22 protein-coding genes, 2 tRNA genes and 3 rRNA genes are annotated in these 26,011 nt (G+C 55.5%); 14 read left to right on the top strand and 13 right to left on the bottom strand.

Features of this window, described 5'->3' with window-relative positions; genetic code table 11:
• Positions 1-176: 176 nt before the first annotated feature.
• Together HALO_RS20710 and prlC are read right to left on the bottom strand one after the other, a co-directional pair.
• Complete coding sequence (locus tag HALO_RS20710) at positions 177-428, bottom strand: YheV family putative zinc ribbon protein (protein WP_035576436.1); 252 nt, start codon at positions 426-428, stop codon at positions 177-179.
• Positions 429-513: 85 nt separating this feature from the next.
• On the bottom strand, positions 514-2,562 hold the full coding sequence (gene prlC, locus HALO_RS20705; protein WP_050713965.1) for an oligopeptidase A: 2,049 nt from the start codon (positions 2,560-2,562) through the stop codon (positions 514-516).
• 229 nt (positions 2,563-2,791) lie between these two features.
• Here prlC and HALO_RS20700 point away from each other — a divergent pair, with 229 nt between their 5' ends.
• The 3 genes from HALO_RS20700 (at position 2,792) to HALO_RS20690 (ending at position 5,540) form a co-directional block, all read left to right on the top strand.
• On the top strand, positions 2,792-4,132 hold the full coding sequence (locus HALO_RS20700; RefSeq protein WP_035576438.1) for a sodium-dependent transporter: 1,341 nt from the start codon (positions 2,792-2,794) through the stop codon (positions 4,130-4,132).
• Positions 4,133-4,194: 62 nt separating this feature from the next.
• Positions 4,195-4,740: a gamma carbonic anhydrase family protein gene (locus tag HALO_RS20695; RefSeq protein ID WP_035576439.1), complete on the top strand. Its 546-nt coding sequence runs from the start codon at positions 4,195-4,197 to the stop codon at positions 4,738-4,740.
• A 128-nt stretch (positions 4,741-4,868) separates the two neighbouring features.
• Positions 4,869-5,540, top strand: a complete 672-nt coding sequence (locus HALO_RS20690; protein ID WP_035576440.1) for a metal-dependent hydrolase — start codon at positions 4,869-4,871, stop codon at positions 5,538-5,540.
• Here the strand turns inward: HALO_RS20690 and HALO_RS20685 are convergent.
• Genes HALO_RS20685 through HALO_RS20675 form a run of 3 tightly spaced genes read right to left on the bottom strand, consistent with a single transcriptional unit; the run spans position 5,516 to position 9,583 of the window.
• Complete coding sequence (locus tag HALO_RS20685) at positions 5,516-6,898, bottom strand: sigma-54-dependent transcriptional regulator (protein ID WP_035576441.1); 1,383 nt, start codon at positions 6,896-6,898, stop codon at positions 5,516-5,518. The two genes, HALO_RS20690 and HALO_RS20685, sit on opposite strands and share 25 nt — an antisense overlap.
• On the bottom strand, positions 6,891-8,813 hold the full coding sequence (locus HALO_RS20680) for a sensor histidine kinase (protein WP_050713964.1): 1,923 nt from the start codon (positions 8,811-8,813) through the stop codon (positions 6,891-6,893). Before HALO_RS20680 ends, HALO_RS20685 begins: the two co-directional genes overlap by 8 nt.
• A complete protein-coding gene (locus HALO_RS20675; protein WP_050713963.1) occupies positions 8,810-9,583 on the bottom strand; it encodes a GntR family transcriptional regulator in 774 nt (257 codons plus the stop codon). The genes HALO_RS20680 and HALO_RS20675 overlap by 4 nt, the downstream gene beginning before the upstream one ends.
• 274 nt (positions 9,584-9,857) lie before the next feature.
• On the opposite strand from HALO_RS20675, the gene lldD reads away from it, so the two are divergent.
• From lldD to HALO_RS20635, 8 genes are all read left to right on the top strand, one after another.
• Complete coding sequence (gene lldD, locus HALO_RS20670; RefSeq protein ID WP_035576444.1) at positions 9,858-11,012, top strand: FMN-dependent L-lactate dehydrogenase LldD; 1,155 nt, start codon at positions 9,858-9,860, stop codon at positions 11,010-11,012.
• A 451-nt stretch (positions 11,013-11,463) separates the two neighbouring features.
• Positions 11,464-12,996: ribosomal RNA gene (locus HALO_RS20665) — 16S ribosomal RNA — on the top strand.
• A 114-nt stretch (positions 12,997-13,110) separates the two neighbouring features.
• Positions 13,111-13,187 (top strand) — tRNA-Ile (locus tag HALO_RS20660).
• Positions 13,188-13,374: 187 nt separating this feature from the next.
• A tRNA-Ala gene (locus HALO_RS20655) sits at positions 13,375-13,450 on the top strand.
• A 260-nt stretch (positions 13,451-13,710) separates the two neighbouring features.
• A 23S ribosomal RNA gene (locus HALO_RS20650) occupies positions 13,711-16,601 on the top strand.
• Positions 16,602-16,756: 155 nt separating this feature from the next.
• A 5S ribosomal RNA gene (rrf, locus tag HALO_RS20645) occupies positions 16,757-16,872 on the top strand.
• The 16S, 23S and 5S rRNA genes sit together here with 2 tRNA genes alongside, the layout of an rRNA operon.
• 253 nt (positions 16,873-17,125) lie before the next feature.
• Complete coding sequence (locus HALO_RS20640; protein WP_035576445.1) at positions 17,126-17,314, top strand: hypothetical protein; 189 nt, start codon at positions 17,126-17,128, stop codon at positions 17,312-17,314.
• A 114-nt stretch (positions 17,315-17,428) separates the two neighbouring features.
• Positions 17,429-18,004 (top strand): isochorismatase family protein, encoded by a 576-nt coding sequence (locus HALO_RS20635; protein WP_035576446.1) that lies wholly within the window; start codon positions 17,429-17,431, stop codon positions 18,002-18,004.
• 14 nt (positions 18,005-18,018) lie between these two features.
• Here HALO_RS20635 and yaaA read toward each other — a convergent pair whose 3' ends face one another.
• On the bottom strand, positions 18,019-18,798 hold the full coding sequence (gene yaaA / locus HALO_RS20630) for a peroxide stress protein YaaA (protein ID WP_035576447.1): 780 nt from the start codon (positions 18,796-18,798) through the stop codon (positions 18,019-18,021).
• A 122-nt stretch (positions 18,799-18,920) separates the two neighbouring features.
• On the bottom strand, positions 18,921-19,952 hold the full coding sequence (locus HALO_RS20625) for an NADP(H)-dependent aldo-keto reductase (protein WP_050713962.1): 1,032 nt from the start codon (positions 19,950-19,952) through the stop codon (positions 18,921-18,923).
• A gap of 245 nt (positions 19,953-20,197) precedes the next feature.
• Here HALO_RS20625 and HALO_RS20620 point away from each other — a divergent pair, with 245 nt between their 5' ends.
• Positions 20,198-20,692 (top strand): tetratricopeptide repeat protein, encoded by a 495-nt coding sequence (locus HALO_RS20620; RefSeq protein ID WP_050713961.1) that lies wholly within the window; start codon positions 20,198-20,200, stop codon positions 20,690-20,692.
• A gap of 34 nt (positions 20,693-20,726) precedes the next feature.
• A complete protein-coding gene (locus HALO_RS20615; protein ID WP_035576450.1) occupies positions 20,727-21,239 on the top strand; it encodes a hypothetical protein in 513 nt (170 codons plus the stop codon).
• Between the two features lie 17 nt (positions 21,240-21,256).
• On the opposite strand, the gene HALO_RS20610 is transcribed toward HALO_RS20615, so the two are convergent.
• The 5 genes from HALO_RS20610 to HALO_RS20590 form a co-directional block, all read right to left on the bottom strand.
• The gene (locus HALO_RS20610) at positions 21,257-21,799 is read right to left on the bottom strand and encodes a TIGR00730 family Rossman fold protein (protein WP_035576451.1); all 543 of its coding nucleotides are present in this window, start codon (positions 21,797-21,799) and stop codon (positions 21,257-21,259) included.
• A gap of 89 nt (positions 21,800-21,888) precedes the next feature.
• Positions 21,889-22,410, bottom strand: a complete 522-nt coding sequence (locus tag HALO_RS20605) for a DUF501 domain-containing protein (protein WP_035576452.1) — start codon at positions 22,408-22,410, stop codon at positions 21,889-21,891.
• A gap of 12 nt (positions 22,411-22,422) precedes the next feature.
• Positions 22,423-22,725: a hypothetical protein gene (locus HALO_RS20600; protein WP_035576453.1), complete on the bottom strand. Its 303-nt coding sequence runs from the start codon at positions 22,723-22,725 to the stop codon at positions 22,423-22,425.
• Between the two features lie 42 nt (positions 22,726-22,767).
• Complete coding sequence (locus tag HALO_RS20595) at positions 22,768-23,175, bottom strand: acyl-CoA thioesterase (RefSeq protein WP_035576454.1); 408 nt, start codon at positions 23,173-23,175, stop codon at positions 22,768-22,770.
• Between the two features lie 101 nt (positions 23,176-23,276).
• Positions 23,277-23,708: a hypothetical protein gene (locus HALO_RS20590; protein WP_035576455.1), complete on the bottom strand. Its 432-nt coding sequence runs from the start codon at positions 23,706-23,708 to the stop codon at positions 23,277-23,279.
• A gap of 37 nt (positions 23,709-23,745) precedes the next feature.
• Here HALO_RS20590 and HALO_RS20585 point away from each other — a divergent pair, with 37 nt between their 5' ends.
• Positions 23,746-24,912: a MalY/PatB family protein gene (locus HALO_RS20585; protein ID WP_035576456.1), complete on the top strand. Its 1,167-nt coding sequence runs from the start codon at positions 23,746-23,748 to the stop codon at positions 24,910-24,912.
• A 16-nt stretch (positions 24,913-24,928) separates the two neighbouring features.
• Here HALO_RS20585 and HALO_RS20580 read toward each other — a convergent pair whose 3' ends face one another.
• On the bottom strand, positions 24,929-25,873 hold the full coding sequence (locus HALO_RS20580) for a co-chaperone YbbN (protein ID WP_035576457.1): 945 nt from the start codon (positions 25,871-25,873) through the stop codon (positions 24,929-24,931).
• Positions 25,874-26,011: the final 138 nt, after the last annotated feature.

The following is a 26,011-nucleotide window of genomic DNA, read 5'->3' as shown; positions in this document are numbered from 1 at the left end:
CCGAGTGTTCGCACGATGACGGTTTTTTTGTGTGCGGATAACCGCACACAAATTGAGTTGTCCGTACGCTAACGGCTATAAGTCGGGTCGTAAACGTAGGGCTACCCGGCTGGTGAAAGTTGAATAGGCCAGCCGTGGTGGCGAGGAGATAAGGGTGAGGGGATAGAAATGAGGTGTTAACGCGAGGGTTTACCTGGATCTAGAATGCGCACGGGCTGCACATCCTGCTGCTTCTGATCATCGCGTACCTGATTGACCCGGGTGGTCATTTCGGTAAGTGCGTCTTCCTCAATGGGTAGTTGCTCGAAGAAATCGCAGCTGACGCATTCCCGGTAGCGAATACCGTTTTGCTCCCAGGCGCGGACACGGTCCATCGCCGCACATCTGGGGCAGGTAACACCGGCGATAAATCGCTTAATAGTCGACATGAAAGACTCCTAGGTTCTTCATACACGGCGCTCACAAAAGACGCCGCGCATGAAGAAAGTGTTTAAAAGCGTGCTTGAAAGCGCATTAAGCCGCGCGAATGCCGCTATGGCGCAGCAGTGGCTCAACGCTCGGCTCACGGCCCCGAAAGGCGACAAACAGGTCGGCGGCATCGCGGGCGCCGCCCTGCTCAAGAATTTCGCTGCGAAAGCGTTGGCCTGTTTCGGGATCGAAAATCCCAGCCTCTTCGAAGGCACTCCAGGCATCGGCTGACAGTACTTCCGCCCACTTGTAGCTGTAGTAACCGGCCGCGTAGCCACCCGCAAACACATGGCCAAAGCTATTCTGGAAGCGGTTGAACGGTACTTTCGGCAGCACAGAGACCGCTGAACGCACTTCATCCAGCAGCGCTTGAACATCGCTGGCGCTGGGGGCGCTAAGCTCATGGTGTAAGCGCAGGTCAAACAGCGAAAACTCGATTTGGCGCATCATGCCCATGGCCGACTGAAAATTCTTGGCTGACTGCAGGCGCTCAAGAAGCTCTGCAGGTAGCGGTGCGCCGGTATCTACGTGCTTGGCGAGTAGATCTAAGCCTTCACGCTCCCAGCAGTAATTTTCCATAAACTGGCTGGGTAGCTCGACCGCATCCCAGGCGACGCCGTTAATGCCGGAAATATCGGCGATCTGCTGCTGGGTTAGCATATGGTGCAGGCCGTGGCCAAACTCATGGAACAGGGTAGTGACTTCATCGTGGGTGAGCAGTGCAGGGCGGCCACTTACCGGGGCAGTGAAGTTGCAGGTAAGAAAGGCGACCGGCAGTTGCAGCCCCTGCTCCGTTTGGCGGCGTACTCGACAGTCGGCCATCCAGGCGCCACCGCGCTTGCCTTCGCGGGCGTAGAGATCGAGATAAAAACCGGCAATCGGCTGGCCATTTTCGGTGATACGGAAATAGCGCACGTCATCATGGTAGCGAGGCGCCTGGGTATCTTCTGCAAAGCGCACGCCGTATAGACGTTCAACGACCTGAAACAGACCATCGACCACTTGGGGGGCCGGAAAATAGGGGCGTAGCTGTTCTTGGGAGATCGAATGGCGCGCTTCGCGCAGCTTTTCMCTGGCATAGGCAACGTCCCACGGCTCCAGCGTCTCTAGGCCTAGTTCGTCTCGGGCGTAGTCACTGAGTTCAGCAAACTCTTCCTTCGCTTGAGGCAGCGCACGGCGGGCCAAGTCGTTGAGAAAATCGAGCACCTGCTCGGGAGAGTCCGCCATCTTGGTGGTCAACGAGTAATCGGCGTAGGTGACAAAACCCAGCAGCTGGGCCATTTCACTACGTAGCGCCAGGATCTCTTCCATGATCTCTGCGTTATCGAACTTGCCCGCATCCGGGCCTTGATCAGAGGCACGGGTAACGAAGGCGGTATACACCTCGCGGCGTAGCTCGCGGTTATCGGCGTAACTCACCACCGGAAAGAAGCTGGGGAAGTCTAAGGTAATGCGATAGCCCGGCACGCCTTTGGCCTCGGCGGTGGCTTTCAGGGTGTCGAGAGCACTTTCCGGCACCCCCGCTAATGTTTCTTGGCTATCGATATCCTTGTGCCATGCCTGGGTGGCATCTAGCACGTTATTGGAGAACTGGTTGGATAGCATGGAAAGCCGTGACTGAATTTCGCCATAGCGGGCTTTCTTATCGGCGGGTAGGTCAACGCCGGCCAGGCGGAAATCGCGCAGGGCGTTCTCTACAGTACGCCGTTGGGCGGCCTCCAGGTGCTCCCATGCGGGGCCATCTTTCAACGCTTGCCAGCCATGGAACAGGCCTTCATGTTGGCCTACCCAGGTGCCAAAGTCGGAGAGCTTCTCAAGGCATGCCTGGTACGCTTCGCGCATTTCCGGCGAGTTCATGGTGCCATTGAGGTGAGAAACAGGGGACCACATCTTGGTGAGCCGATCATTCACCGCTTCAAGGGGGGCCGCAAAATTGTCCCAGCTGGGCGGGGTGGCGGCTGCTTGTTCGGCGAGGTGATCAATGGCCTCGCGGCTTTCGCTTAGCAGCGTGTCCACGGCAGGCTCCACGTGCTCAGCGCGAATCTGGGCAAAAGGGGGGAGCTCGTGCGTTTCAAGCAGCGGATTGGTGGACATGGGTACCTCGATTGGCAACATTTTTAAGATCGTTAGGGAGCGCAAAAACACGCAACAATAATGACACAGTGCGGGCGGTTAAGCCGTGTTTCAATACTAGGTTCAACACTGGGTTTAATGCGACGTTCAATGCGGGACACAATGTTAGGTTTAATCTCAGGGTTTGGCCTGCGCGCAAGTGCCTGCTAGTCTTGCCGCCTTTTAATGCCACCAATGGCAGGAGCATGTGATGAGCGAGACGCTGGAGCGCTGGGGGTCGAAACGGGCCTTTATCTTGGCGGTAACAGGTGCTGCGGTGGGGTTAGGCAACATCTGGCGCTTCCCTTATGTGGCGGGAGAGAACGGCGGTGCGGCGTTCCTGCTGATTTACGTGGCGTTTGTGCTGCTGCTGGGTATCCCAGTCATGATGGCGGAGATCCTGATTGGCCGCGCCGGCCGGCGGGGGCCGATGCAAGCCTTGGGTGCCCTGGCAGCCGAGGCTGGCGCATCGCCCCACTGGCGTTGGCTGGGGTTGTTCGGGGCATTCACCGTCTTCTGCATCTTGTCGTTCTACTCGGTGGTATCGGGTTGGTCGATTGAGTTTTTGGTCGCGTCTGTTAACGGCAACTTCAATGGTGCGAGTGCCGCTGAAATTGGCGCTGGTTTCGAGGCTTTTTTAGCCAACCCAGGGCTGCTGATCTTCAATCACTCGCTGTTTCTGTTTATGACCATGACAGTTGTCGCGGCGGGGGTCGCCAAGGGGCTTGAGCGGCTCAATAACCTGCTGATGCCGCTACTCTATCTACTATTGCTGCTATTGGCGGGCTATGCCGCGACCACCGATGGTTTTGCGCCAGCGTTAGCGTGGTTATTCCTGCCCTCTTTCGAGGCGCTGACCCCCTCAGTGGTGGTGCATGCCATGGGCCATGCGTTCTTTACTCTGGCGGTAGGGGCCTGTGCCTTGATGGCCTATGGCGCTTATATGCCGGAAGAGCAAAGCCTGCCTAAAGCCGCGGTCGCGGTCGCGGTGCTTGATATTAGCGTGGCGTTACTGGCAGGGATCGCTATTTTCTCGGTGGTATTCGCCCAAGGGATGGATCCCACCGACGGCCCAGGGTTAATGTTTGTCACCCTGCCGATTGCGTTCGCTGAGCTGCCGTGGGGCTCTGTGTGGTTAAGCGTGTTCTTTTTATTGCTGCTGCTGGCCACTTGGACATCGGCGATTAACCTAGCGGAGCCGATGGTCGCCACGCTGCAGGGCTTGGGGCTACGGCGCAGTATCTCGACGGCGATCGTGGCGCTCAGCGTCTGGTTGATCGGGCTGCTATCAGCCTTCTCTTTTTCAACGCTGGCGGAGTTTCGGCCGCTATTTGGGCGCAATGTCTTCGAGCTAGTCAGCAGTATACCGCCGGATGTTTTCCTACCCCTGGGCGGGCTGCTGATCGCGATTTTCGCGGCCTGGGTAATGCCCCGTGAGAAGGTGGTGAGCGCGTTAGGTGTGGGTGAAAGTGGTTATTTGGTGTGGCGCAATATCATCCGCTGGGTGTCGATTCCGCTGACCTTTATTGTTCTATTGGCGGGGTTGCTTTAACGAATTGCTATAGTGAGTTGATCAATGTCTCCGTTTTCCATCCGACATCTCAGGAGCAAGTTATGAGCAGTGCATTACGGCGCTATCAAGGTATGGAGCCCCAATTGGGCGAGCGCGTTTATATTGATCCGGCCAGTGTGGTCATCGGTGACGTGGTGCTGGGCGACGACTGCTCCGTGTGGCCGATGACAGTGATCCGTGGTGATATGCACCGCATTCGCATCGGCGCACGTACCAGCGTGCAGGATGGCAGCGTGCTGCATATTACCCATGCCAGTGACTTCAGCCCGGATGGTTTTCCGCTCACCATTGGTGATGATGTCACCATCGGCCATAAAGCGATTCTGCATGGCTGCACCCTGGGAAGCCGGATTCTTGTCGGTATGGGCGCGATTGTGATGGATGGCGCGGTCGTTGAGGACGAGGTGATTATTGCCGCGGGCGCCGTGGTAACGCCGGGTAAGCATTTGGAAAGTGGCTATGTGTATGCCGGTAATCCGGCTAAAGCGCTGCGCCCACTGAAAGATAAAGAGCGTGCCTTCTTCCCTTACACCGCAGGCAACTACGTTAAATTAAAAGATCGCTTTCTGGCTGAATCCTCCCTTTAGGTGCCTTAGCTAAATCAACCCTAAGCGGTTGGCCTAGCAACCTTTTTTCTTTATTAGCCATGTCGCGGACGGCAAAAGTCTGTTAATTTATACAGTTTTCTGTTTTGCAGACTTTGGGATGCCGCGTCATGGCTAATTTTCGCACGCATATTACGGTGGCAGCGGCGGGCGGCATGCTGGTAGCTTACGCAGGCTGGAAAGGCCAATGGTGGCCGCCCTCCCAGGCGGTGGTGATGATTGCGCTGGTCACGTTCGGGGGGATTTTGCCCGATATTGATGCCGATCGATCCCATTCTATCCGCTTGATATTCAATCTTCTTTCGGTGCCCGCTCTGGTGTTGGGCGTCCTGTTGCTGCAGCCATGGTTGACGCCGGGAGCGTTGTTGATTGCCTGCGGTGGGATCTATTTTAGCGTGCGCTATTTGGCGGGGGTGCTGTTCTCGCGCTTTACCGTACACCGTGGTATTTGGCACTCGCTGCTAGCGGGTGGACTATGTAGTCTGCTCACCGCTGCGCTAAGTTTTAATTTACTCAACCAGCCAGCGTGGCTGGCTTGGTCTCACGGTGCTGCCACCTTGGTAGGGTTTTTGATCCACTTGAGTTTGGATGAGATATACAGCGTTGACCTTGAAGGCGCGCGGCTTAAGCGCTCGTTTGGAACGGCGCTTAAGCTAGGCGATAGCCGTCGGCCAATGTCCAATCTGCTAATGCTGATTGCGACACTGACCTTGGTGCCTTGGGCGCCGCCCTGGTCGGTGCTGGGCGAGTTGCTGCATCAGGGCTCGCTGCTGTGGCGATAGTCATCGGCATGGAGACCATGCTTTTTAAGCTTGTCGTAAAACGTTTTGCGTGGAATGCCCAAGTGGCGGCAGACGTCGGTTACCCGGCCATGGTAGCGCGACAGCGATTGGCTGATCAGGCTCTTTTCAAACAGCTCTACCTGGCGCGGCAGAGTCGGCTCTTCGGTATCAGCGTTGACCCCTTCCAGAAGCGCATCCAAACGATAGTCAAAGGCAGCGCCCAGCAGCACGTAGCGCTCGGCAAGGTTGCGTAGCTCGCGCACGTTGCCGGGCCAGTCATGGGCCAGCAGAGCGGCAATTGCAGGGCTATCGAGGGTCGGCGCTTCCAGTCCGCTGCGGTTAGCAGCGACCACGGCAAAGTGTTGGAACAGTAAGGGAATGTCCTCCCGCCTTTCACGCAGGGCGGGCAATGGCAGGGTGACGACGTTTAACCGGTAGTAAAGGTCTTCACGAAAATGTCCTTCCTCTGACGCGGTTTTGAGGTCCACCTTGGTGGCTGCAATCACGCGGATATTGAGCGGCACGGTTTCATTGGCGCCTAGCCGCTCGACGCTGCGCTCTTGCAGTACCCGCAGCAGTTTGACTTGCAGCGCCATGGGCATCGACTCAATTTCATCCAAAAACACCGTGCCACCGTTAGCGTGCTCGAACTTGCCGATGCGCCGTTCGACGGCACCTGTGAAGGCGCCTTTTTCGTGGCCAAACAGCTCGGACTCTATGGTGTTCTCGGGCACCGCGCCGCAGTTAATCGCCATAAAGGGGCTGTTACGCCGCCCGCTGCGTTCGTGAATGGCACGGGCAACCAGATCTTTACCGGTGCCGGTCTCACCAAACAGCAGTACATCTGCTTCGACTTGGCTGATGCGCTGAATCATGGCGGCCAGCCGCGAAATGATCGGTGTGCGGCCCACCAGTCGTGGCCCTAGCGCGGCTTGCTGCACCTCCAGCTCGGCTTTAAGACGGTGGTTTTCCAAGCTGAGCTGGCGCTTCTCAATGCCCCGGCGCACCACATCCAGCAGTTGATCACCGGCAAACGGCTTTTCGAGAAAATCCCAGGCCCCGGCGCGCATGGCTTCTACGGCTGTGGAAATATCGCCGTGTCCGGTGATTAAAATAATCGGCAGAGTGGCGTCGCGGCTGTGTAGCTCATGGAGCAGCGCCATGCCATCCATCCCCGGCATGCGAATATCGCTGACAATGACCCCCGGAAAGTCAGGCGTCAACGCCGCCAGCGCTTGTTCTGCGGATTCAAAGCAGTAGGGCGTATAGCCGGCAAGTTCGAGGGTTTGGCTGGCGGTGATCCGCAGATGCGGTTCGTCGTCGATCACCATGACCGGCAGCGTCGACGGCTCATGCATAAGAGGGGATCTCCTGAGGGTGGGTTAACGGTGAGTGGGGCAGGGTAATGGTGAAGCTGGCGCCGCCATCGGGCTGATTAGAAGCCTGCAGCTTGCCGCCTAAATCGTCCATGATACGCGACGAAATCGAGAGCCCCAGGCCTAAACCACTCCCCGGCGCTTTGGTGGTAAAAAAGGGTTCAAAAATCTGCCCTAAGTGCTCCTCGGGGATGCCGGGGCCATTATCGCTAACGCTAATAATGACCTGCTGCTGGTGGCTATGGGCGCCCAGGGTAAGCTGTGGGGCAGGTACGCTTTTCATCGCCTGCAGCGCATTGCCGATTAAATTCACCAATACCTGCTCCAGGCGTACTAGGTCACCTTTGACCCATAGCGTTTCAGCAGGCCAATCCTGAACAATGGTGATATTGCCTTCGCGCAGGCGGCTTTGAAATAGGCGTAGGGCGTAGTCGATACAGGCTTGTACCGAAATAGTTTCCTGGCGCTCGCTGCTCTTACGCGAAAACTGGCGCAGCTGCGCGCTGATATCCGCCATCCGTTCGGTTAGCTCAACAATCTGTTCAAGGTTGGCATCCGCCTTGTCGTGGCGGGCCAGTTCCATAAACCGACGGGCGTTTTCAGCGTAGGCGCGAATAGCCGCCAGTGGCTGGTTAAGCTCATGGTTAATGCCCGCAGCAAGTTGCCCCAGTACCGCGAGTTTGGCCGCTTGAATCAGCTCATCCTGGGTCTGGCGTAGGTTGGCTTCAGCGCGGCGGCGCTCTTCAATTTCATCCGAAAGGCGTTGGTTGCTGGCCACTAGGTCTCGGGTGCGGCGTTCCACGCTGACCTCTAATTCATCACGAACGCGTGCCAAGGTGTTGCGCTCCCGCTCGGCGAACGCTTCACGCTCTCGGCGCAGCCTCAGGCGCTGCCAGCCAATGCCCGCACCGAGAGTGACCACGCCGTAAAGACCACCTGCCATAAGGGCGGCGATCCATTGGGCGCTTATCACCGGCGTTAGCGGCTTTAAAATATGCATTTGCCAACCAAACTCGGGGATATGCCGGGTCAGGCTAAGGTAGTCGCCGTTGCTTAGCGGGCCCTGGGAGAAACTGACCAACTGACTGCCCTGCCGGTAAGGCGCATCGACTTCGATGCCCGAAGGCGTCAGCGGCTCCATGGCATAGCGGCGTGTTGCCCGCAGGCTTTGGCGTTGCTCATCGGTGAGCGGGTAGAGTGCGTTCATGCGCAGCTCGGGGTGGCTGGCCATAAAGATAATGTCGTCACTATCGGTGACAAAGAGCTCGGCATCTTGCTCTGCCCAGCTCTCTTCAACGTCATCTAACAGTACTTTAACCACTAGCACGCCGTCTGGCTGCGCATCGGGCGAGGTGTTGTCTAGCCACACGGGGGACGAAAAGTAGTAGCCCCGCTCAAGCGACTTGATGCCTAAGCCAAAAAAACGCCCCTGGCCCCCGGCAATGGCATCGGTGTAATAGGAGCGAAATGCATAGTTCTGACCTATAAAGGTGTTGGGTCGATGCCAATTACTGGCGGCGACCGTGTCACCATCGCGATTGAGTAAATAGACGTCCGATACCCCCGCTGTAAAACGGAAACGATCCAGCAGCATGTTCAGGGGCATTGGGTCTTGGTTATCGGGAGAGGCCAAAAAACGCTGCACGCCTTCCCGGGTGGCAAGCATTTGTGGCAAGTAGTCATAACGTAACAAATAGCCGTTTAAGTTGGCGGCAGACAGGCGAAGCTCATTTTCCGCTTCGTCCTGTAAKTTAGACAGCGCTTGTTCACGGGCTAATTGGGCGGCCTGCCACATACAAAATAGTAAGCMAAGTGMAATGAGCACCAGCCATAGGCGTCGCCAGCGTGGCGGTAAAGGGGCCGGCGCTTGGCTGTTGATGCCAGCAGCGCTGTTCATGCCGACGTCTTACCACTGCCTTGGGCACGGCGAAGGGCGCGCTGAGCCCGTGTCTCAGCCTTTGCCATCTCAAGTAGGCCTTCTTCAACAAATACCAAGTGTTCATGGGCGCGAGCACGGGCGTCTTCTGCCCGTCCTTCCAAGATGGCGTTGAGCAGGGCTCGGTGTTGCTGCATAAGCTGGGTTCGCGAACCCTCCTTGGCAAACAAGTGAGCCAAGTTATTCACAATGCTCTTTTCCAACAGGTGGAAAATGCCGCGAATGGTATGTAGCAGCAAGACATTGTGGGCGGCCTCAGCAATCGCTAGGTGAAAGGCTGCATCTAGCTTAGCTTCTTGGATAGGATCCGCCCCGGCAAAGCCGCCGTCGAGTTCCTCAAAGCGCTGGATCAGGACGGCCTTATCAGCAGGTGTGGAGCGTAGCGCAGCGTAGTAGGCGGATATCCCTTCCATGGCATCGCGAAATTCAAGTAGATCCAGGTTAAATTCGCCGTGACGGGAAAGCATTTCCAGTAGCGGGTCGGTATACCCATTGCTGAGGTCGTCGTTAACAAAGGTGCCGCCGCCTTGGCGGCTGGTCAGTAAGCCTCGCGCGGCTAATTTCTGGATGGCTTCCCGCAAAGAGGGGCGCGAGACGCCAAAGCGTTCGGCTAACTCACGTTCAGGGGGCAAGCGCTGGCCTGGCTTTAGGCTGCCTTCCAGCATCATGGCTTCTAAGCGCTCGGTAATAACATCGGCCAAGCGCTGTTGGCGGRGCGGTGGGTAGCTCATATTTAATAGCTCATGTCGATTAGCGTCCGCAATTGGTAAGACCAATATTAAAAGCTTTGGAAGTCGATCTCAAGCGTCTGAAGGATGAGCTTTGGCGTTTGTAATGTTTGTTGGTAGTGCATTTAAACTAAAGTATAGCGCTTTTAATCGTTATCACTGTTTGACACGCTTAGGGTGGCTCACTACTGTTAATGCTAATTTTTTGTAAATTGGTAAAACCAATTTTCCACTTTGGAGCGTCAGTGTTTAGCGCATCCATCGCATAGGGCTCCTCATGATCATTTCAGCATCTACGGATTACCGCCAAGCCGCCAAGCGTCGTATACCTCCCTTTCTTTTTCATTATGCCGACGGTGGATCCTACGCGGAGCATACGCTGCGCCATAATGTTCAGGATCTTGCCAGCATCGCATTGCGCCAACGTGTGCTGAAGGATATGTCGTCGCTGTCACTTGAAACCGAGCTGTTTGGTGAAAAGCTTGCCATGCCGATTGCCCTGGCGCCGGTGGGGCTGGCGGGTATGTACGCCAGGCGCGGGGAAGTGCAGGCGGCGCGGGCAGCGGCTAATAAAGGTATACCGTTTACGCTGTCGACGGTATCGGTATGCCCTATTGATGAGGTGGCTTCGGCAATTGATCGGCCCATCTGGTTTCAGCTCTATGTGCTGAAAGACCGGGGTTTTATGAAGCATGTGCTGGAGAAGGCCAAGGCTGCTGGCGTCAAGACGCTGATTTTTACCGTTGATATGCCTGTTCCTGGTGCGCGTTATCGCGATGCTCATTCTGGTATGAGCGGAAAGAGCGGGCCAGTGAGGCGCATGCTTCAGGCCGCAACACATCCTTTATGGGCTTGGGACGTGGGTATCCATGGTCGTCCTCATGATTTGGGTAACGTGTCTGATTATCGCGGTAAACCAACGGAGCTTGAGGACTATATTGCCTGGCTGGGTGATAACTTTGATCCGTCCATCTCCTGGAAGGATTTGGAGTGGATTAGAGAGCAATGGGATGGCCCTATGATCATTAAGGGCATACTTGACCCCGAGGATGCCCGTGATGCGGTTCGCTTCGGTGCGGATGGTATTGTTGTTTCCAACCATGGTGGCCGCCAGCTCGATGGTGTTCCCTCTACTGCACGTGCGTTGCCTGCTATCGCCGATGCGGTAAAGGGTGACTTGGCCATTTTGGCCGATTCCGGCGTGCGCAGCGGGCTCGACGTGGTGCGGATGATCGCCATGGGGGCTGACACCGTATTGATTGGGCGAGCTTTCATCTATGCGCTTGCCACTGCTGGAGAGGCCGGGGTGACTCATCTGCTTGAGCTATTCGAAAAAGAGATGCGGGTTGCAATGACGCTCACCGGAGCGCATAGCATTGCTGATCTTGGTACGGACTCGCTGGTTCCAGATTCGATCCGCCACCTTGGATAAGAGTACTGATTCTTTTAATTTTAAAAACCCCTTGCCAACCCGTCAGTGAAACCGTAAAGTACGCATCCGCTGCCGGGGACGCTAAGCGTTTCCAGCGGTGAATGAAGGTGAAAACCTTTGGTTTGTCAACGAGTTAGCGGTTTTGAGAGTCGCATATTGACAACCGCCAGGAAATGCGTAGAATACGCCTTCCTCGCTGCGGCAAGCCAGTTCAACGGTTAGCCAGTCAAGTACAGCGAAACAGCTCTTTAACAATTTGATCAGGTAATTCATGTGGGCGCTTGCTGGCGTTGGTGACAAATCACCAAATATCAAGGCAAGCGACTCAAGCAATAAGGTTTTAAAGGATTCGTCCTTTGGGATCTGTTTTGAATGAATTCGTTTGAACCTTGAGCCAAGTTTGGTTCGCTTCTGTCACTTTCGAGTGGCGGGTAAGAACCGCATAGATCTTAAACTGAAGAGTTTGATCATGGCTCAGATTGAACGCTGGCGGCAGGCCTAACACATGCAAGTCGAGCGGTAACAGGGGTAGCTTGCTACCCGCTGACGAGCGGCGGACGGGTGAGTAATGCATAGGAATCTGCCCGATAGTGGGGGATAACCTGGGGAAACCCAGGCTAATACCGCATACGTCCTACGGGAGAAAGGGGGCTTTGGCTCCCGCTATTGGATGAGCCTATGTCGGATTAGCTAGTTGGTAAGGTAATGGCTTACCAAGGCAACGATCCGTAGCTGGTCTGAGAGGATGATCAGCCACATCGGGACTGAGACACGGCCCGAACTCCTACGGGAGGCAGCAGTGGGGAATATTGGACAATGGGGGCAACCCTGATCCAGCCATGCCGCGTGTGTGAAGAAGGCCCTCGGGTTGTAAAGCACTTTCAGCGAGGAAGAACGCCTATCGGTTAATACCCGGTAGGAAAGACATCACTCGCAGAAGAAGCACCGGCTAACTCCGTGCCAGCAGCCGCGGTAATACGGAGGGTGCAAGCGTTAATCGGAATTACTGGGCGTAAAGCGCGCGTAGGTGGCTTGATAAGCCGGTTGTGAAAGCCCCGGGCTCAACCTGGGAACGGCATCCGGAACTGTCAGGCTAGAGTGCAGGAGAGGAAGGTAGAATTCCCGGTGTAGCGGTGAAATGCGTAGAGATCGGGAGGAATACCAGTGGCGAAGGCGGCCTTCTGGACTGACACTGACACTGAGGTGCGAAAGCGTGGGTAGCAAACAGGATTAGATACCCTGGTAGTCCACGCCGTAAACGATGTCGACCAGCCGTTGGGTGCCTAGAGCACTTTGTGGCGAAGTTAACGCGATAAGTCGACCGCCTGGGGAGTACGGCCGCAAGGTTAAAACTCAAATGAATTGACGGGGGCCCGCACAAGCGGTGGAGCATGTGGTTTAATTCGATGCAACGCGAAGAACCTTACCTACCCTTGACATCTACAGAAGCCGGAAGAGATTCTGGTGTGCCTTCGGGAACTGTAAGACAGGTGCTGCATGGCTGTCGTCAGCTCGTGTTGTGAAATGTTGGGTTAAGTCCCGTAACGAGCGCAACCCTTGTCCTTATTTGCCAGCACGTAATGGTGGGAACTCTAAGGAGACTGCCGGTGACAAACCGGAGGAAGGTGGGGACGACGTCAAGTCATCATGGCCCTTACGGGTAGGGCTACACACGTGCTACAATGGCCGGTACAAAGGGCTGCGAGCTCGCGAGAGTCAGCGAATCCCTTAAAGCCGGTCTCAGTCCGGATCGGAGTCTGCAACTCGACTCCGTGAAGTCGGAATCGCTAGTAATCGTGAATCAGAATGTCACGGTGAATACGTTCCCGGGCCTTGTACACACCGCCCGTCACACCATGGGAGTGGACTGCACCAGAAGTGGTTAGCCTAACGCAAGAGGGCGATCACCACGGTGTGGTTCATGACTGGGGTGAAGTCGTAACAAGGTAGCCGTAGGGGAACCTGCGGCTGGATCACCTCCTTAAACGATGCGTCACAGTCGGTAAGCGTCCACAATGAATTACCTGATCAAAGATAGAGCAAACGGTAGTTAATTTAGTTGCTACAGGTTCTCAAGATCTGTAATGGCTGAATAGCCGGGTCTGTAGCTCAGTTGGTTAGAGCGCACCCCTGATAAGGGTGAGGTCGGCAGTTCAAGTCTGCCCAGACCCACCAAATTTGCGTGATACGTCGTTGCTTCACTACTCGCATAGCAGGCTATGCGTCGCACTGAAGCGCCTAGTCTCACACAAATTATATTTTATTCAGCACTGCGTTATTTTATGACTCGCATAGTCAGGCTATGCTTCGCCATAAAATGCCTTGTTCTGAATAAAATTTCCCGGAAAAGTTATGTATTAATGGGGCCATAGCTCAGCTGGGAGAGCGCCTGCCTTGCACGCAGGAGGTCAGCGGTTCGATCCCGCTTGGCTCCACCATTTAGTACTACTTTTTAACTTAAATACCGTTTGTGAACGTTTCGTGACCATTGATAAGTCGCTGCGCTGTAGTCGCTATAAGTGTTGTTATAGCTACAGAATGCCGCTTTATCACTGTTCATTGAACAGTTGCTCTTTAACAATGTATATCATGCTGACAAGAACACTTCGCAAGAAGTGGTCTTAAATTGTGATACGCGTCAGCGTATCCGGCAAAATGAAACGTGATCATTGCGAGTCCAGACTCCTTCGGGTTATAGGGTCAAGCAATGAAGCGCACACGGTGGATGCCTAGGCAGCCAGAGGCGATGAAAGACGTGGTAGCCTGCGATAAGGTTCGGTGAGGTGGCAACAACCTGTGACCCGGACATCTCTGAATGGGGAAACCCACTCATCATAAGATGAGTATCGTGCACTGAATACATAGGTGTACGAGGCGAACCAGGGGAACTGAAACATCTAAGTACCCTGAGGAAAAGAAATCAACCGAGATTCCCCTAGTAGCGGCGAGCGAACGGGGACCAGCCCTTAAGCATGTGACTGATTAGGCGAACAGATTGGGAAGTCTGGCCGTAGCGGGTGATAGCCCCGTAGTCGAAAATCTGATCATGTGAAATCGAGTAGGTCGGGGCACGAGAAACCTTGACTGAAGACGGGGGGACCATCCTCCAAGGCTAAATACTCCTGGCTGACCGATAGTGAACCAGTACCGTGAGGGAAAGGCGAAAAGAACCCCGGAGAGGGGAGTGAAATAGATCCTGAAACCGTGTGCGTACAAGCAGTAGGAGCAGACTTGTTCTGTGACTGCGTACCTTTTGTATAATGGGTCAGCGACTTATATTCAGTGGCGAGGTTAACCGTATAGGGGAGCCGTAGGGAAACCGAGTCTTAACTGGGCGACACAGTCGCTGGATATAGACCCGAAACCGAGCGATCTATCCATGAGCAGGGTGAAGATTGAGTAACATCAATTGGAGGCCCGAACCAGGATCTGTTGAAAAAGATTTGGATGACTTGTGGATCGGAGTGAAAGGCTAATCAAGCTCGGAGATAGCTGGTTCTCCTCGAAAGCTATTTAGGTAGCGCCTCACGTAGTACCGCCGGGGGTAGAGCACTGTTTCGGCTAGGGGGTCATCCCGACTTACCAACCCGAGGCAAACTCCGAATACCGGTGAGTAACGCGTGGGAGACACACGGCGGGTGCTAACGTCCGTCGTGAAAAGGGAAACAACCCAGACCGTCAGCTAAGGTCCCGAAATCCTGGTTAAGTGGGAAACGATGTGGGAAGGCTCAGACAGCTAGGAGGTTGGCTTAGAAGCAGCCATCCTTTAAAGAAAGCGTAATAGCTCACTAGTCGAGTCGGCCTGCGCGGAAGATGTAACGGGGCTAAACCAGGTACCGAAGCTACGGGTTCATCCTTGGGATGAGCGGTAGAGGAGCGTCGTGTACGCCAATGAAGGTGGATTGAGAAGTCTGCTGGAGGTATCACGAGTGCGAATGCTGACATGAGTAACGATAAAGGGAGTGAAAAACTCCCTCGCCGGAAGACCAAGGGTTTCTGTTCGACGCTAATCGGRGCAGAGTGAGTCGGCCCCTAAGGCGAGGCCGAAAGGCGTAGKCGATGGGAAMCGGGTMAATAKTCCCGTACCGKACATGGTTGCGATGGGGGGACGAAGAAGGCTAGGTGAGMCAGGCGTTGGTTGTCCTGGTGAAAGTGAGTAGGCTGAGGGTTTAGGTAAATCCGGACCCTTTCAAGGCCGAGACACGAGATGAACTGACCACGGTCAGGAAGTCACTGATGCCACGCTTCCAGGAAAAGCCTCTAAGCTTCAGATCATGTGCGACCGTACCCCAAACCGACACAGGTGGTCAGGGTGAGAATCCCAAGGCGCTTGAGAGAACTCGGGTGAAGGAACTAGGCAAAATGGTGCCGTAACTTCGGGAGAAGGCACGCCGGCGTAGGGTGAAGAGACTTGCTCTCCTAGCCCGAACCGGTCGAAGATACCAGGTGGCTGCAACTGTTTATTAAAAACACAGCACTCTGCTAACGCGCAAGCGGACGTATAGGGTGTGACGCCTGCCCGGTGCCGGAAGGTTAAATGATGGTGTTAGCCGCAAGGCGAAGCTCTTGATTGAAGCCCCGGTAAACGGCGGCCGTAACTATAACGGKCCTAAGGTAGCGAAATTCCTTGTCGGGTAAGTTCCGACCTGCACGAATGGCGTAATGATGGCCACGCTGTCTCCACCCGAGACTCAGTGAAATTGAAATCGCCGTGAAGATGCGGTGTACCCGCGGCTAGACGGAAAGACCCCGTGAACCTTTACTATAGCTTCACACTGGACGCTGATGTTGCCTGTGTAGGATAGCTGGGAGGCTTTGAAACTCGGACGCCAGTTCGGGTGGAGCCAACCTTGAAATACCAGCCTGGCATCATTGGCGTTCTCACTCAGGTCCGTTATCCGGATCGAGGACAGTGTGTGGTGGGTAGTTTGACTGGGGCGGTCTCCTCCTAAAGAGTAACGGAGGAGCACGAAGGTACCCTCAGCACGGTCGGACATCGTGCATTGAGTGCAAGAGCATAAGGGTGCTTGACTGCGAGACAGACACGTCGAGCAGGTGCGAAAGCAGGTTCTAGTGATCCGGTGGTTCTGTATGGAAGGGCCATCGCTCAACGGATAAAAGGTACTCCGGGGATAACAGGCTGATACCGCCCAAGAGTTCACATCGACGGCGGTGTTTGGCACCTCGATGTCGGCTCATCACATCCTGGGGCTGAAGTCGGTCCCAAGGGTATGGCTGTTCGCCATTTAAAGTGGTACGCGAGCTGGGTTTAGAACGTCGTGAGACAGTTCGGTCCCTATCTGCCGTGGGCGTTGGATGTTTGAGAAGGGCTGCTCCTAGTACGAGAGGACCGGAGTGGACGACCCTCTGGTGTTCCGGTTGTCACGCCAGTGGCATTGCCGGGTAGCTATGGTCGGACGGGATAACCGCTGAAAGCATCTAAGCGGGAAGCCCCCTTCAAGATGAGACATCCCTGAGGCCTAGAGCCTCCTGAAGGGCCCAGCGAGACCAGCTGGTTGATAGGCACGGTGTGGAAGCGCTGCAAGGCGTTGAGCTAACGTGTACTAATGGCCCGTGAGGCTTGACCCTATAACACCCAAGGGGTCTGGTCGTGATGATGACGCAACATTCAAAGCCGGATACGCAGCGTGTGGCCCAAGCGACATAACGCCAGGGCGACAGGCAATGAGACGATCACAAGATAGCAAAAACGCTAGTCAGCATGATGTACATTAACAGTTACGCCTGACGACCATAGCACGCGTGAACCACCTGATCCCTTGCCGAACTCAGAAGTGAAACCGCTTAGCGCCGATGGTAGTGTGGGGTCTCCCCATGCGAGAGTAGGTCATCGTCAGGCACTTATTACGAAAAATCCCCCAGGGCTGATGCCTTGGGGGATTTTTTTTTGCGTGTTGGGTGAGGCGTAAGGGGTAAATCGTGAGTAGAAAATGATACACCTCACACCTCACACCTCACACCTCAACGCGATTTCCAGGTATTTTATTCCAGATATAACAATAGCTTGTGCATTCGGCATGGTATTGTTGCCAAGCAGCATCTAGTATTATGCTGCACGTACCCAGAAGTAAAATCTCAGGAGGAGAAACGGTATGACGACGCAAGTAGCCAAGAAGTTAGCAATCGCCCTATTTATGGCCTTGATGGCAGGCGGATTGATCGCTTGTGATGATCAAGGGCCGGCTGAAGAAGCGGGTGAAAACATTGATGATGCTACAGAAGATGCCGGGGAGAGCATGGAAGAGCTCGGCGAAGATATGGAAGAGGCGGCCGAGAACTAGGCCGAGCATTTGCTTGATGAGTTAACCGAAGCAGTCGCTAAAAGCGGCTGCTTTATTGTTTGTATCGCGTCTATTATGGTTAGCCTATATAACGATAAAAAATGAGGTGGCAGCGTGCTACTACAACGCGATAAAAGTTTGCTGTTAATGGTCGATTTCCAAGCGGGGTTACTGCCTGTGATCGATGGTGGTCAAGAAGCCGTTAACGAGGCGGCTTGGCTAGGCGAAATGGCGTGCTTGCTTGAGGTACCTGTATGGCTAACTGAGCAGTCTCCAGAAAAGCTGGGCGGCACCTCAATGCCACTACTTGCTTGCCTGAATGACTATCAGCTCTGGCAAAAACAGCATTTTGGCGCCATGGCGGAAGCTGCGTTTGGTGAAGCGCTAAACGCAACGGGAAAAACGCAGATCGTACTGTGTGGAACAGAAGCGCATATCTGCGTACTGCAAACGGGTCTGGGGCTATTAGCGGCAGGCTATGAGCTGTATTGGCTGTGTGACGCATCTGCCAGCCGCCGCCCGCAAGAGGCTGCGTTTGCCCGTGAGCGCGCTTGCGCAAGCGGTGCTGTGGCGGTGACGGCAGACATGGTGGCTTATGAGTGGCTACACCGCTGTGACACTGCGCTATTTAAAGAGGCACATCAGCGGTTTTTAAAGCCACGTTCGGCTCGCCCCGTACGTTTCTTCTAGCTGTTCGCCTCGCTCTAGCGATCACTCTCCTTGCGAGCGAAAACGAAGGTATCCCCCTCGGATGCCGAGGCATCGAAACGATAGCCTGCTACATCGAATGCCTTGAGTTGCTCTGGGTCGTTGACCTGTTGCTGAATCAACCAGGCGCTCATCAGCCCGCGGGCCTTTTTGGCGTAGAAGCTGATGATTTTAAAGGTGCCGTTTTTCTCATCCTTAAACACCGGCGTAATGACTCTGGCATTGAGTTGCTGGATATCTACCGCTTTGAAGTACTCATTAGAAGCGAGGTTCACCAGCACGTCAGAGCCGCTTTCAGCAATGGCCTCATTGAGCGCAGGCGTTAGTATAGGCTTCCAGTAGGCATACAAATCCTTACCGGCACTGTTGGACAGCTTGGTGCCCATCTCTAGCCGATAGGGCTGAATCAAATCCAGAGGCCGTAGCAGGCCATATAAGCCAGAGAGTATGCGCAGGTGGGATTGCGCGTAACGGTTCTCTGTTTCGCTGAAGCTTTCCGCTTGCAGGCCGGTATAAACGTCGCCCTGAAACGCCTGCGCAGCAGGTTTGGCATTGCTCAGCGTGAAAGGGGGGCGCCACTCCTCAAAGCGCGCTGCATTCAGCCCCGCCAGTTTATCGCTGATGCCCATAAGTTCACTGATTTGCTGGGGCGAGTAGTCGCGCAAAATAGTGATCAGCGCTTGGCTGTGTTTTAGAAAGTCAGGTTGTGTCACCTGCTCTGTGGTCGGTGGGGTTTCAAAATCTAGCGTTTTAGCGGGAGAGATAACGCTCAGCATCGCATGCTCCTAGGGCCATCATAAGTGAACGTAGTATACCAAGCCTCGGCCAAGGCCGAGGCTATAGCTTCGATAGTTCTGGCAGAGCCGCTTACTGCCTATAGGCGGAGCTCAGCAGCCGCTTAAGGGCAGGGATTCGGCATGCGGCGGTGAATATCTTCGATTGCCTCTAGCACTTCGTTATCCAGTTTGAGGCTCTCGCTGGCAAGATTGCTTTCCAGCTGCTCCATTGTGGTGGCACCAATGATATTGCTGGTTAAAAAGCTGCGTGAATTAACAAACGCCAGCGCCATTTGTGCAGGGTCTAGCTCGTGCTTTTCAGCAAGCGCAACGTAAGCCTGGGTGGCCGCCTCGGCTTCGGGCGAGGTGTAACGCTTGAAGCGCTCATACAGCGTCAAACGACCTTTGGGTGGCTGCGCGCCATTCAGATATTTACCAGAGAGTACCCCAAACCCTAGCGGTGAATAGGCAAGTAGGCCGACATCTTCACGGTGGGCAATTTCCGCCAAGCCGACTTCAAAAGAGCGGTTAAGCAGGTTATAAGGATTTTGAATAGACGCCACGCGCGGTAAATCCAGCTTATCGGCAAGCTGCAATGAGCGCATCACACCCCAGGGGGTGTCATTAGAGAGCCCTATAGCCCGCACCTTGCCGGCATCAACCAGCTCTTTCAGCGCATCAAGCGTCTCTTCTAGCGGCGTCGCGTCTTCGTCTTCGCTATGCACGTAGCCCAGCTTGCCAAAGAAGTTGGTTTGCCGGTCTGGCCAGTGCAGTTGGTAAAGGTCAACGTAATCGGTATTCAAACGCTCTAGACTGGTGTCAATGKCCTGATGAATATGTTCACGGGTTAAGCGCGGCCCACCCCGTATATGGTCAAGCCCTGGGCCTGCGGCTTTGGTGGCTATGATGAGATCGTCTCGGGCGCCGCGCTGCTTAAGCCAACTGCCGATATAGCGTTCCGTCAGGCCCTGGGTCTCGGCCATGGGCGGGACGGGGTACATTTCTGCGGTATCAATAAAGTTGATGCCAAAAGCCACTGCCCGGTCGAGCTGTTCGTGGGCTTCGGCTTCGCTATTTTGCTCGCCAAACGTCATCGTGCCTAAGCAGAGTCGACTTACCTCCATGCCGGTTCTGCCAAGTGGGCGCGTTTGCATTTTTCTCTCCTTGCTAAGGCGAAATTGCCACAAGATAAGCTGCCATAACCAGGATGGTTTACGGCCTGTGAAGGGCATGTTAGCGAGGCTCTGGGAAAGCAGCAAATTAATGGGGTTGAGTCGTCGCAAAGGCAGGCGTATGCTTGCCAGCCCATCGACCGGCTAAAGGCCGGTTTCTCGTGTGGTTGGCAGCTATTTCATGACTGCTGGCCCAAGGTTCCAACAGACAGGCAGGGTGGTTTGCCATGCTGCAGGCATCAACGTTATTTACTCGGCTAGAATTTCGCCTAGCTGAACGGCTGTTCCATAATCACTGGTTGTTGCCGCGTTCGCCGCGCACCCAGCGTTTAACGATGCGCTTATTCAAGCGCTGTGCAGAGGCGGGTCACCCTGACGCGCKCTCTGTTTATGGCCATATGTTGTTTCATCGCAGTCAGACGCCCCAGGACAAAGCGCGCGGKGCGCGGTACGTTCTGGAAGCGGCGCATGCCGGGGATGTAAAGTCACAGTACCAGGTGGCACAAATCCACGAGCACGGCTGTGCTCAATACCCGCGCCGCGAAGACTACGCGGTCACGTGGTACGCCCGTGCCGCTCAGTCGGGGCACTATCTAGCGGCGGAGCGACTTGCCCGTGCTTATCGCCTGGGTGAGTTAGGCTTGGCGGTGGACGGCGAACGAGCGGCTTACTGGCAGCGACAGGCGGAACAGCAGACACTAAATAACGTGGCCGCCGCATGAAGCGTTACCGCGTTTTGATTGAGKGAGGAAGGTTGTGTCCGAGACGCTACCCACAGTACTAGATATTGAAGCGTCCGGATTTGGGCGTGGCAGCTACCCGATTGAAGTCGGCATCGCACGTGCCGACGGAAGCTGCTGTGCTTTTCTCATTCAACCGCTGGAAGAGTGGACGCACTGGGATCCCAAGGCCGAACTGCTGCATGGTATCTCCCGTGATCGCCTCATTCAGGAGGGCTACCCGGTACGCCAGGTCGCCCACTGGCTGAACGATGAGCTACGCGAGCTGGGTAAGGCGTACAGCGATAGTTGGGGTTACGACAACACCTGGCTGTCGCTGCTCTTTCATCACGCAGGCATGCTGCCGCGTTTTCGCCTTGAGGCGTTAAGGATTTTGCTTAGCGAAGATCAGCAGGCAGTTTGGAGCGATACCAAAGAAGCGCTGATCGCCGAACAGGGGATTCACCGCCATCGGGCAGGTGAAGATGCCCGCTTGCTGCAGCTTACCTATCAGCATACCCGCAAGCTCACCGAGCACCCGGGACGCTAGTGACGCTTCCCAAAGCGCTACAACAGAGCTTCTAGCGCATCAAGCAACTCATTTGGTGACGGTGCGTCGAGTAGCATTTCGCGGGTGGGAGACGCCAAAAAGCCATGGCTGACCGTGCTGTCTAAAAAAGTCAGTAGCGGCGAGTAGAATTCGTCGATGTTCAGCAACCCCATGGGTTTTTCATGCAGGCCTAGATAGCCCCACGTCCATATTTCAAACAGCTCTTCCAAGGTGCCGATCCCGCCGGGCAGCGCAATAAAAGCGTCGGCGTTGGCCGCCATGGTGGCTTTGCGTTCGTGCATATTGCGCACCCGAATCAGCTCGCTTAAGCCAAAGTGCGCCTGTTCGCGCTCCACCAGGTGGTCGGGCATAACACCAATGACTTCACCACCGGCCTCAAGTGCTGCGTTAGCCAGCTCACCCATCAGACCAACCCGCGCCCCGCCATAAACCAGCTTGTGACCGCGTTCAGCGAGCGTGCGTCCCAGTTTATTAGTCGCCTGACGGAACGCCGGGCTGTTACCTTCACGGGAACCAAGATAAACGCAAATTCGAGCCATTCGTTTATTTCCTGTCGTTAAAAATGAACGTAACTAAAACGTAGCCAAAAAGAAAACGAGATTACTACGAGGCTTAGGGTAAAAGGGGCTTAGGGTAAACAGCGGTCTACCTGATAGTGTTCATCCATCCACTGTCCAATCGCATTGTCACCGCAAAGGTGGTGGGCGTACTGGGTATGCAGGCAGCGTATCTGGTGCCAGTTGCTAATGCCGCCAATCCCGCGTTTGGTCATCACGTCGGTATAACCCAATTTAGCAACTTCTTCACGCTGAGCATCGCTCATAGCGTCCCAGCGGGCGGTCACATAGTCGCGATGGCTCTGTTGGTAAGCCTCAAGAAATTCAGGCTCTTCCTGCAGGCGTTGTTCGAGCGCTTTAATAACCCCAACGGCTTCGATGCGGGAAATCTCAACTTTCAGCACATCGGAACAGAGCCAATACAGGGTGGGGAAGGGTTTGCCGTCGACAATCGGCGCCATACGCAGTACTAGCGGTGTGCCTTCACCGTCGGTGGCGGCTACCGCTTCGATACCACGCGGCGCGCGGCCAAGCTGCTGGGCAATAATGGCGAGCTGACGTTCGTCAGGCGCTTGGTTGGTGCGTATCACCATCGGGTTGGTCTCTCACGAACGGTCGTCTTGAACAAATTTAGTCGAGCGGCCAACGGCACGGAAAAAGCAGCGATTGAGCTGTTCAGGGGACGCGACATAGCACCACGTCCGCTCACAGTATTCGGCGGCTCGTGCCATTAGCACGTCATAAAGGCGGTTGAAGGGGGCATCATAATCGTAGGGGTCGGCACCAAACAAGCGGATATGCGGATAGTCGGCAAAGCGTTCAACAAAATAGTTTTCCAGATCGGCCTCTACGGCACGGTGCTGGGCGACGTTGTCAGGGTCTATCCAGAGGTTGTAGCGGATTGCCATTATAAGGCTCCTGGTTGCCCCGGTAGTGCGGGGCAGCGTCAATCAGGCGGGCTCAGGCGCGTCTTGGAGGTGCGACGTTAGCGCCTCGCGCAGGTCACCCTCAATAGGCATGGCGCACTTGGCCTGGTGGTCATACTGCACCATAACGGTATGCCCCAGGTTAGTGAGCTTGCCATGCTGCCGCGCCTCTTGGGTCACCGTAAACGAGCTATTGCCTAATCGCGTTAAGTAAGTACGTATTTCGATATCGTGACCGTAAAACAGTTCAGCCCGGTAGTCGACTTCCATACGCGCCATAATCAAGCGCCACTGCTTGGGGTTTAAGTCAGGGGTAAAGAGTTTGAACAGGTCATTGCGGGCAAGCTCAAACCAAGCAGGCAAGCGTGTGTTGTTAATGTGCCCTAACGCATCGGTATCGTAAAACGCGGGCTCAATGGTACGGGTAAACATGGCATGTCCTTGTAGTTATGAACAGGGGTATGAAAGAAGCAGCTATTGGCATAACGAAGCTCTTCAGAATTAACCCAAGCAAGCGCTTGGTCAAGTACCCGTTACACTAAACGCAGCCCTTGCTGGTCGCGCCAGGCGGCTTCAAGCGCTTCTTCCAGGGGGACTTTTAAGTGCCCTGGGAGCGCGTCATGAGCGTCTTGCAGTGAATCAAAGGAGCGATTACGTAGCCAGCAGTAGGCCCAGGCGCAGGCCTCGGCATCGCTATAGGGGGTCGGGCGAGCGGGCATTTGATTAAGCAAAAACACCGCGGTACGGGGTGCCCATAGCGGCATCTCGCCAAGCTCATCGTGACTCCACTGTTCAAGAATCGCGCCACTGGGCGTGGCATCGGGCGTGCCTAATTTCGCTACCCGTGCTGTTTCAGCCAAAATAAGCGCTAGCTGGTCTGTATCCGCTTGACCTAGCGAGCGCCATTGCCGCAGCAGCGCAGATAGCCCTGCGCGCATCTTGGTATAAAAGTCATCTTGCGGCATGCTTGGCACAACCCCTATTCAATGAGTGAGATTTTTCATGGCCTATGATTTTGCCACGCCTGTAGAGCGACGCCACCCAGAAGGTGGCTGGGTATCGCAAAAGTGGCACCGTTACGGCGACGATGTGTTACCCCTTTGGGTCGCCGATATGGATTTTCGCTCCCCGCCAGCGGTGATCGATGCGCTGCAGGCTAGGGTGGCTCATGGTGTATACGGCTATGGCGAAGTGCCTGCTACGTTAACAGAAACCCTGTGTGAGTGGAGTGCCCACCACTATGATTGGCCGATTCAGTCGGCGTGGCAGCAGTGGCTACCGGGCGTCGTGCCGGCCTTGCACATCGCCGCATTAGCGCTAACCGAGCCGGGCGACGGCGTATTAACGGTGGCACCGATCTACCCGCCATTTTTAGACGTGGCAAAGCGCACCGGGCGGCTGCCCCAACAGGCGATGATGGCTGCGCCTTCGACGGCTAATGCGCCATGGCAGCTCGATATTGCCGCCCTGGAAGCAGCGATTACGCCGCGTACCCGCTTACTGCTGTGGTGTCAGCCCCACAACCCGACGGGCCGTGTATGGCGCCATGAGGAGCTTGCTGCATTGGCTGAGCTGGTCGAGCGCCACGATCTTTGGGTGGTCTCCGATGAGCTGCACTGCGATCTGCTGTTAGACGAAGGCGCCCAGCACCGCCCGTTAGCCGCGGCATTTCCTGCACTGGCGAAGCGCACTATTACCCTCTGGGCGCCGTCGAAAACGTTCAACCTAGCCGGGCTGACCAGTGCCTGTGCGGTGATTCCCGATCCTGCACTGCGTGAGCGTTTTGCGGCAGCAACCAAAGGGCTACTGCCCGATGGCAATGTGCTTGGCTTGGTCGCCGCAGAGGCGGCTTATCGCCATGGCGAGCCTTGGCGTCAGGCGCTGTTAAGCGTGTTGCGAGAGCATCGCACAACGCTGCAGGCGCGGTTAGCGAGTTGGCCGGGTGTTAGTTGGAGTGCGCCGGAGTCGACCTATCTAGCATGGCTGGATATGCGCGAGGCAGGGCTAGGCGACGCGCCGCATAAGACGCTGCTGAAAGAGGCGGGAGTAGCGCTTTCGGACGGGGCTGCCTTTGGTTGCCCCGGCTTTGTGCGGCTTAACTTTGGTACCACCGCTTCCCAGCTGGAAGCGGCGCTGTCTCGTATGGATTCCCTGCTGAAGCGGGATTGAAAGCCTTCGGAAGACCCTAGTACAGCATCGCAAAGAGTTTGCGGCGGTAAGCAACGGTAAGCGGGTGGTCGGCGCCGAGGGCATCGAACACCTGCAGCAGCGTTTTACGCGCCGCGTCGTCGTTATAGGCGCGATCCTGCTTCATCAGCGCCAGCAGTGCTTCCAGTCCTGCATCGTAATGACCGTCGGCCACTTGACGCAGGGCGCGCTGATACTGCGCTTCGCTATCGGTGCGATCCCCGAGGGCGGCAATCTCTTCGGCTGAGAGTGCCTGCTCGCTAAACTCAATGCTGGCGCGTACGCCACGCGCAGGTGCCGCGTCGCGCTCTTCCGGGGGCAGGTTGTCGAGTACTTCACGGGCCTCACTGCCGCGCCCTTCGGCCACCAATACCCGTGCGAAGGCTACTTGGTAGGCATAGTGCTCTGGGTACTGGCCCATTAGGGTTTGATAAATCTCGCCGGCAGCGGCAGTGTCTCCGGCTTTAAGCGCTTCTTCCGCCTGCTCTTCAGGGGTGGGGGGTGCTTCGCCGGGTGCGGGGAAGTAGCGGTTCAGCCACTCGCGGACGTCTTTCTCCGGCAGAGCGCCCTGAAAACCATCGACTAAGCCGCCTTGGCTAATCAGCTTCACATCGGGCACCGAGCGTACGCCCAGCTGGCCAGCTATTTCCGGGTTCGCTTCAATATCGAGTTTACCGAGCAGAAAGGCACCCGCGTACTCAACCACCAGTTTGTCCAGCACCGCGAGGAGGGTGCTACTGCCAGCGTTGGATGGCGAGTAGCAGCCCATCAGTACCGGTACCTGCATAGAGGCTTCCAGCACCTGCTGAATATTGCCTGCATTAAGCTCGATAATAACGTCTTCAGGGCGCACCGCTGCCTGGTTAGCGTCAGGCGCGGGGGCGTCGGCATTTCCTGTATCCGCAGTTAGCGGTTTACCTGAGCGGGGATCAATAATCTGCATGGGTAGGCTCGATATCAAAAAATGAACAATAGTTCCCCATGATATGCAGGCATGCCCAGGAGGATTCAAGGAAAGGAAGGGAAATAAAACCCAGGGCGCGATGATACGCGCCCTGGTAGCACTATTTTTCTGGCCTTG

The sequence above is a fragment of the Halomonas sp. R57-5 genome, assembly GCF_900070345.1.
Lineage (GTDB): Bacteria > Pseudomonadota > Gammaproteobacteria > Pseudomonadales > Halomonadaceae > Vreelandella > Vreelandella ventosae_B.
Note: the sequence above shows the minus strand (reverse complement) of the source record. Positions and strands in the feature narration are given on the sequence as shown.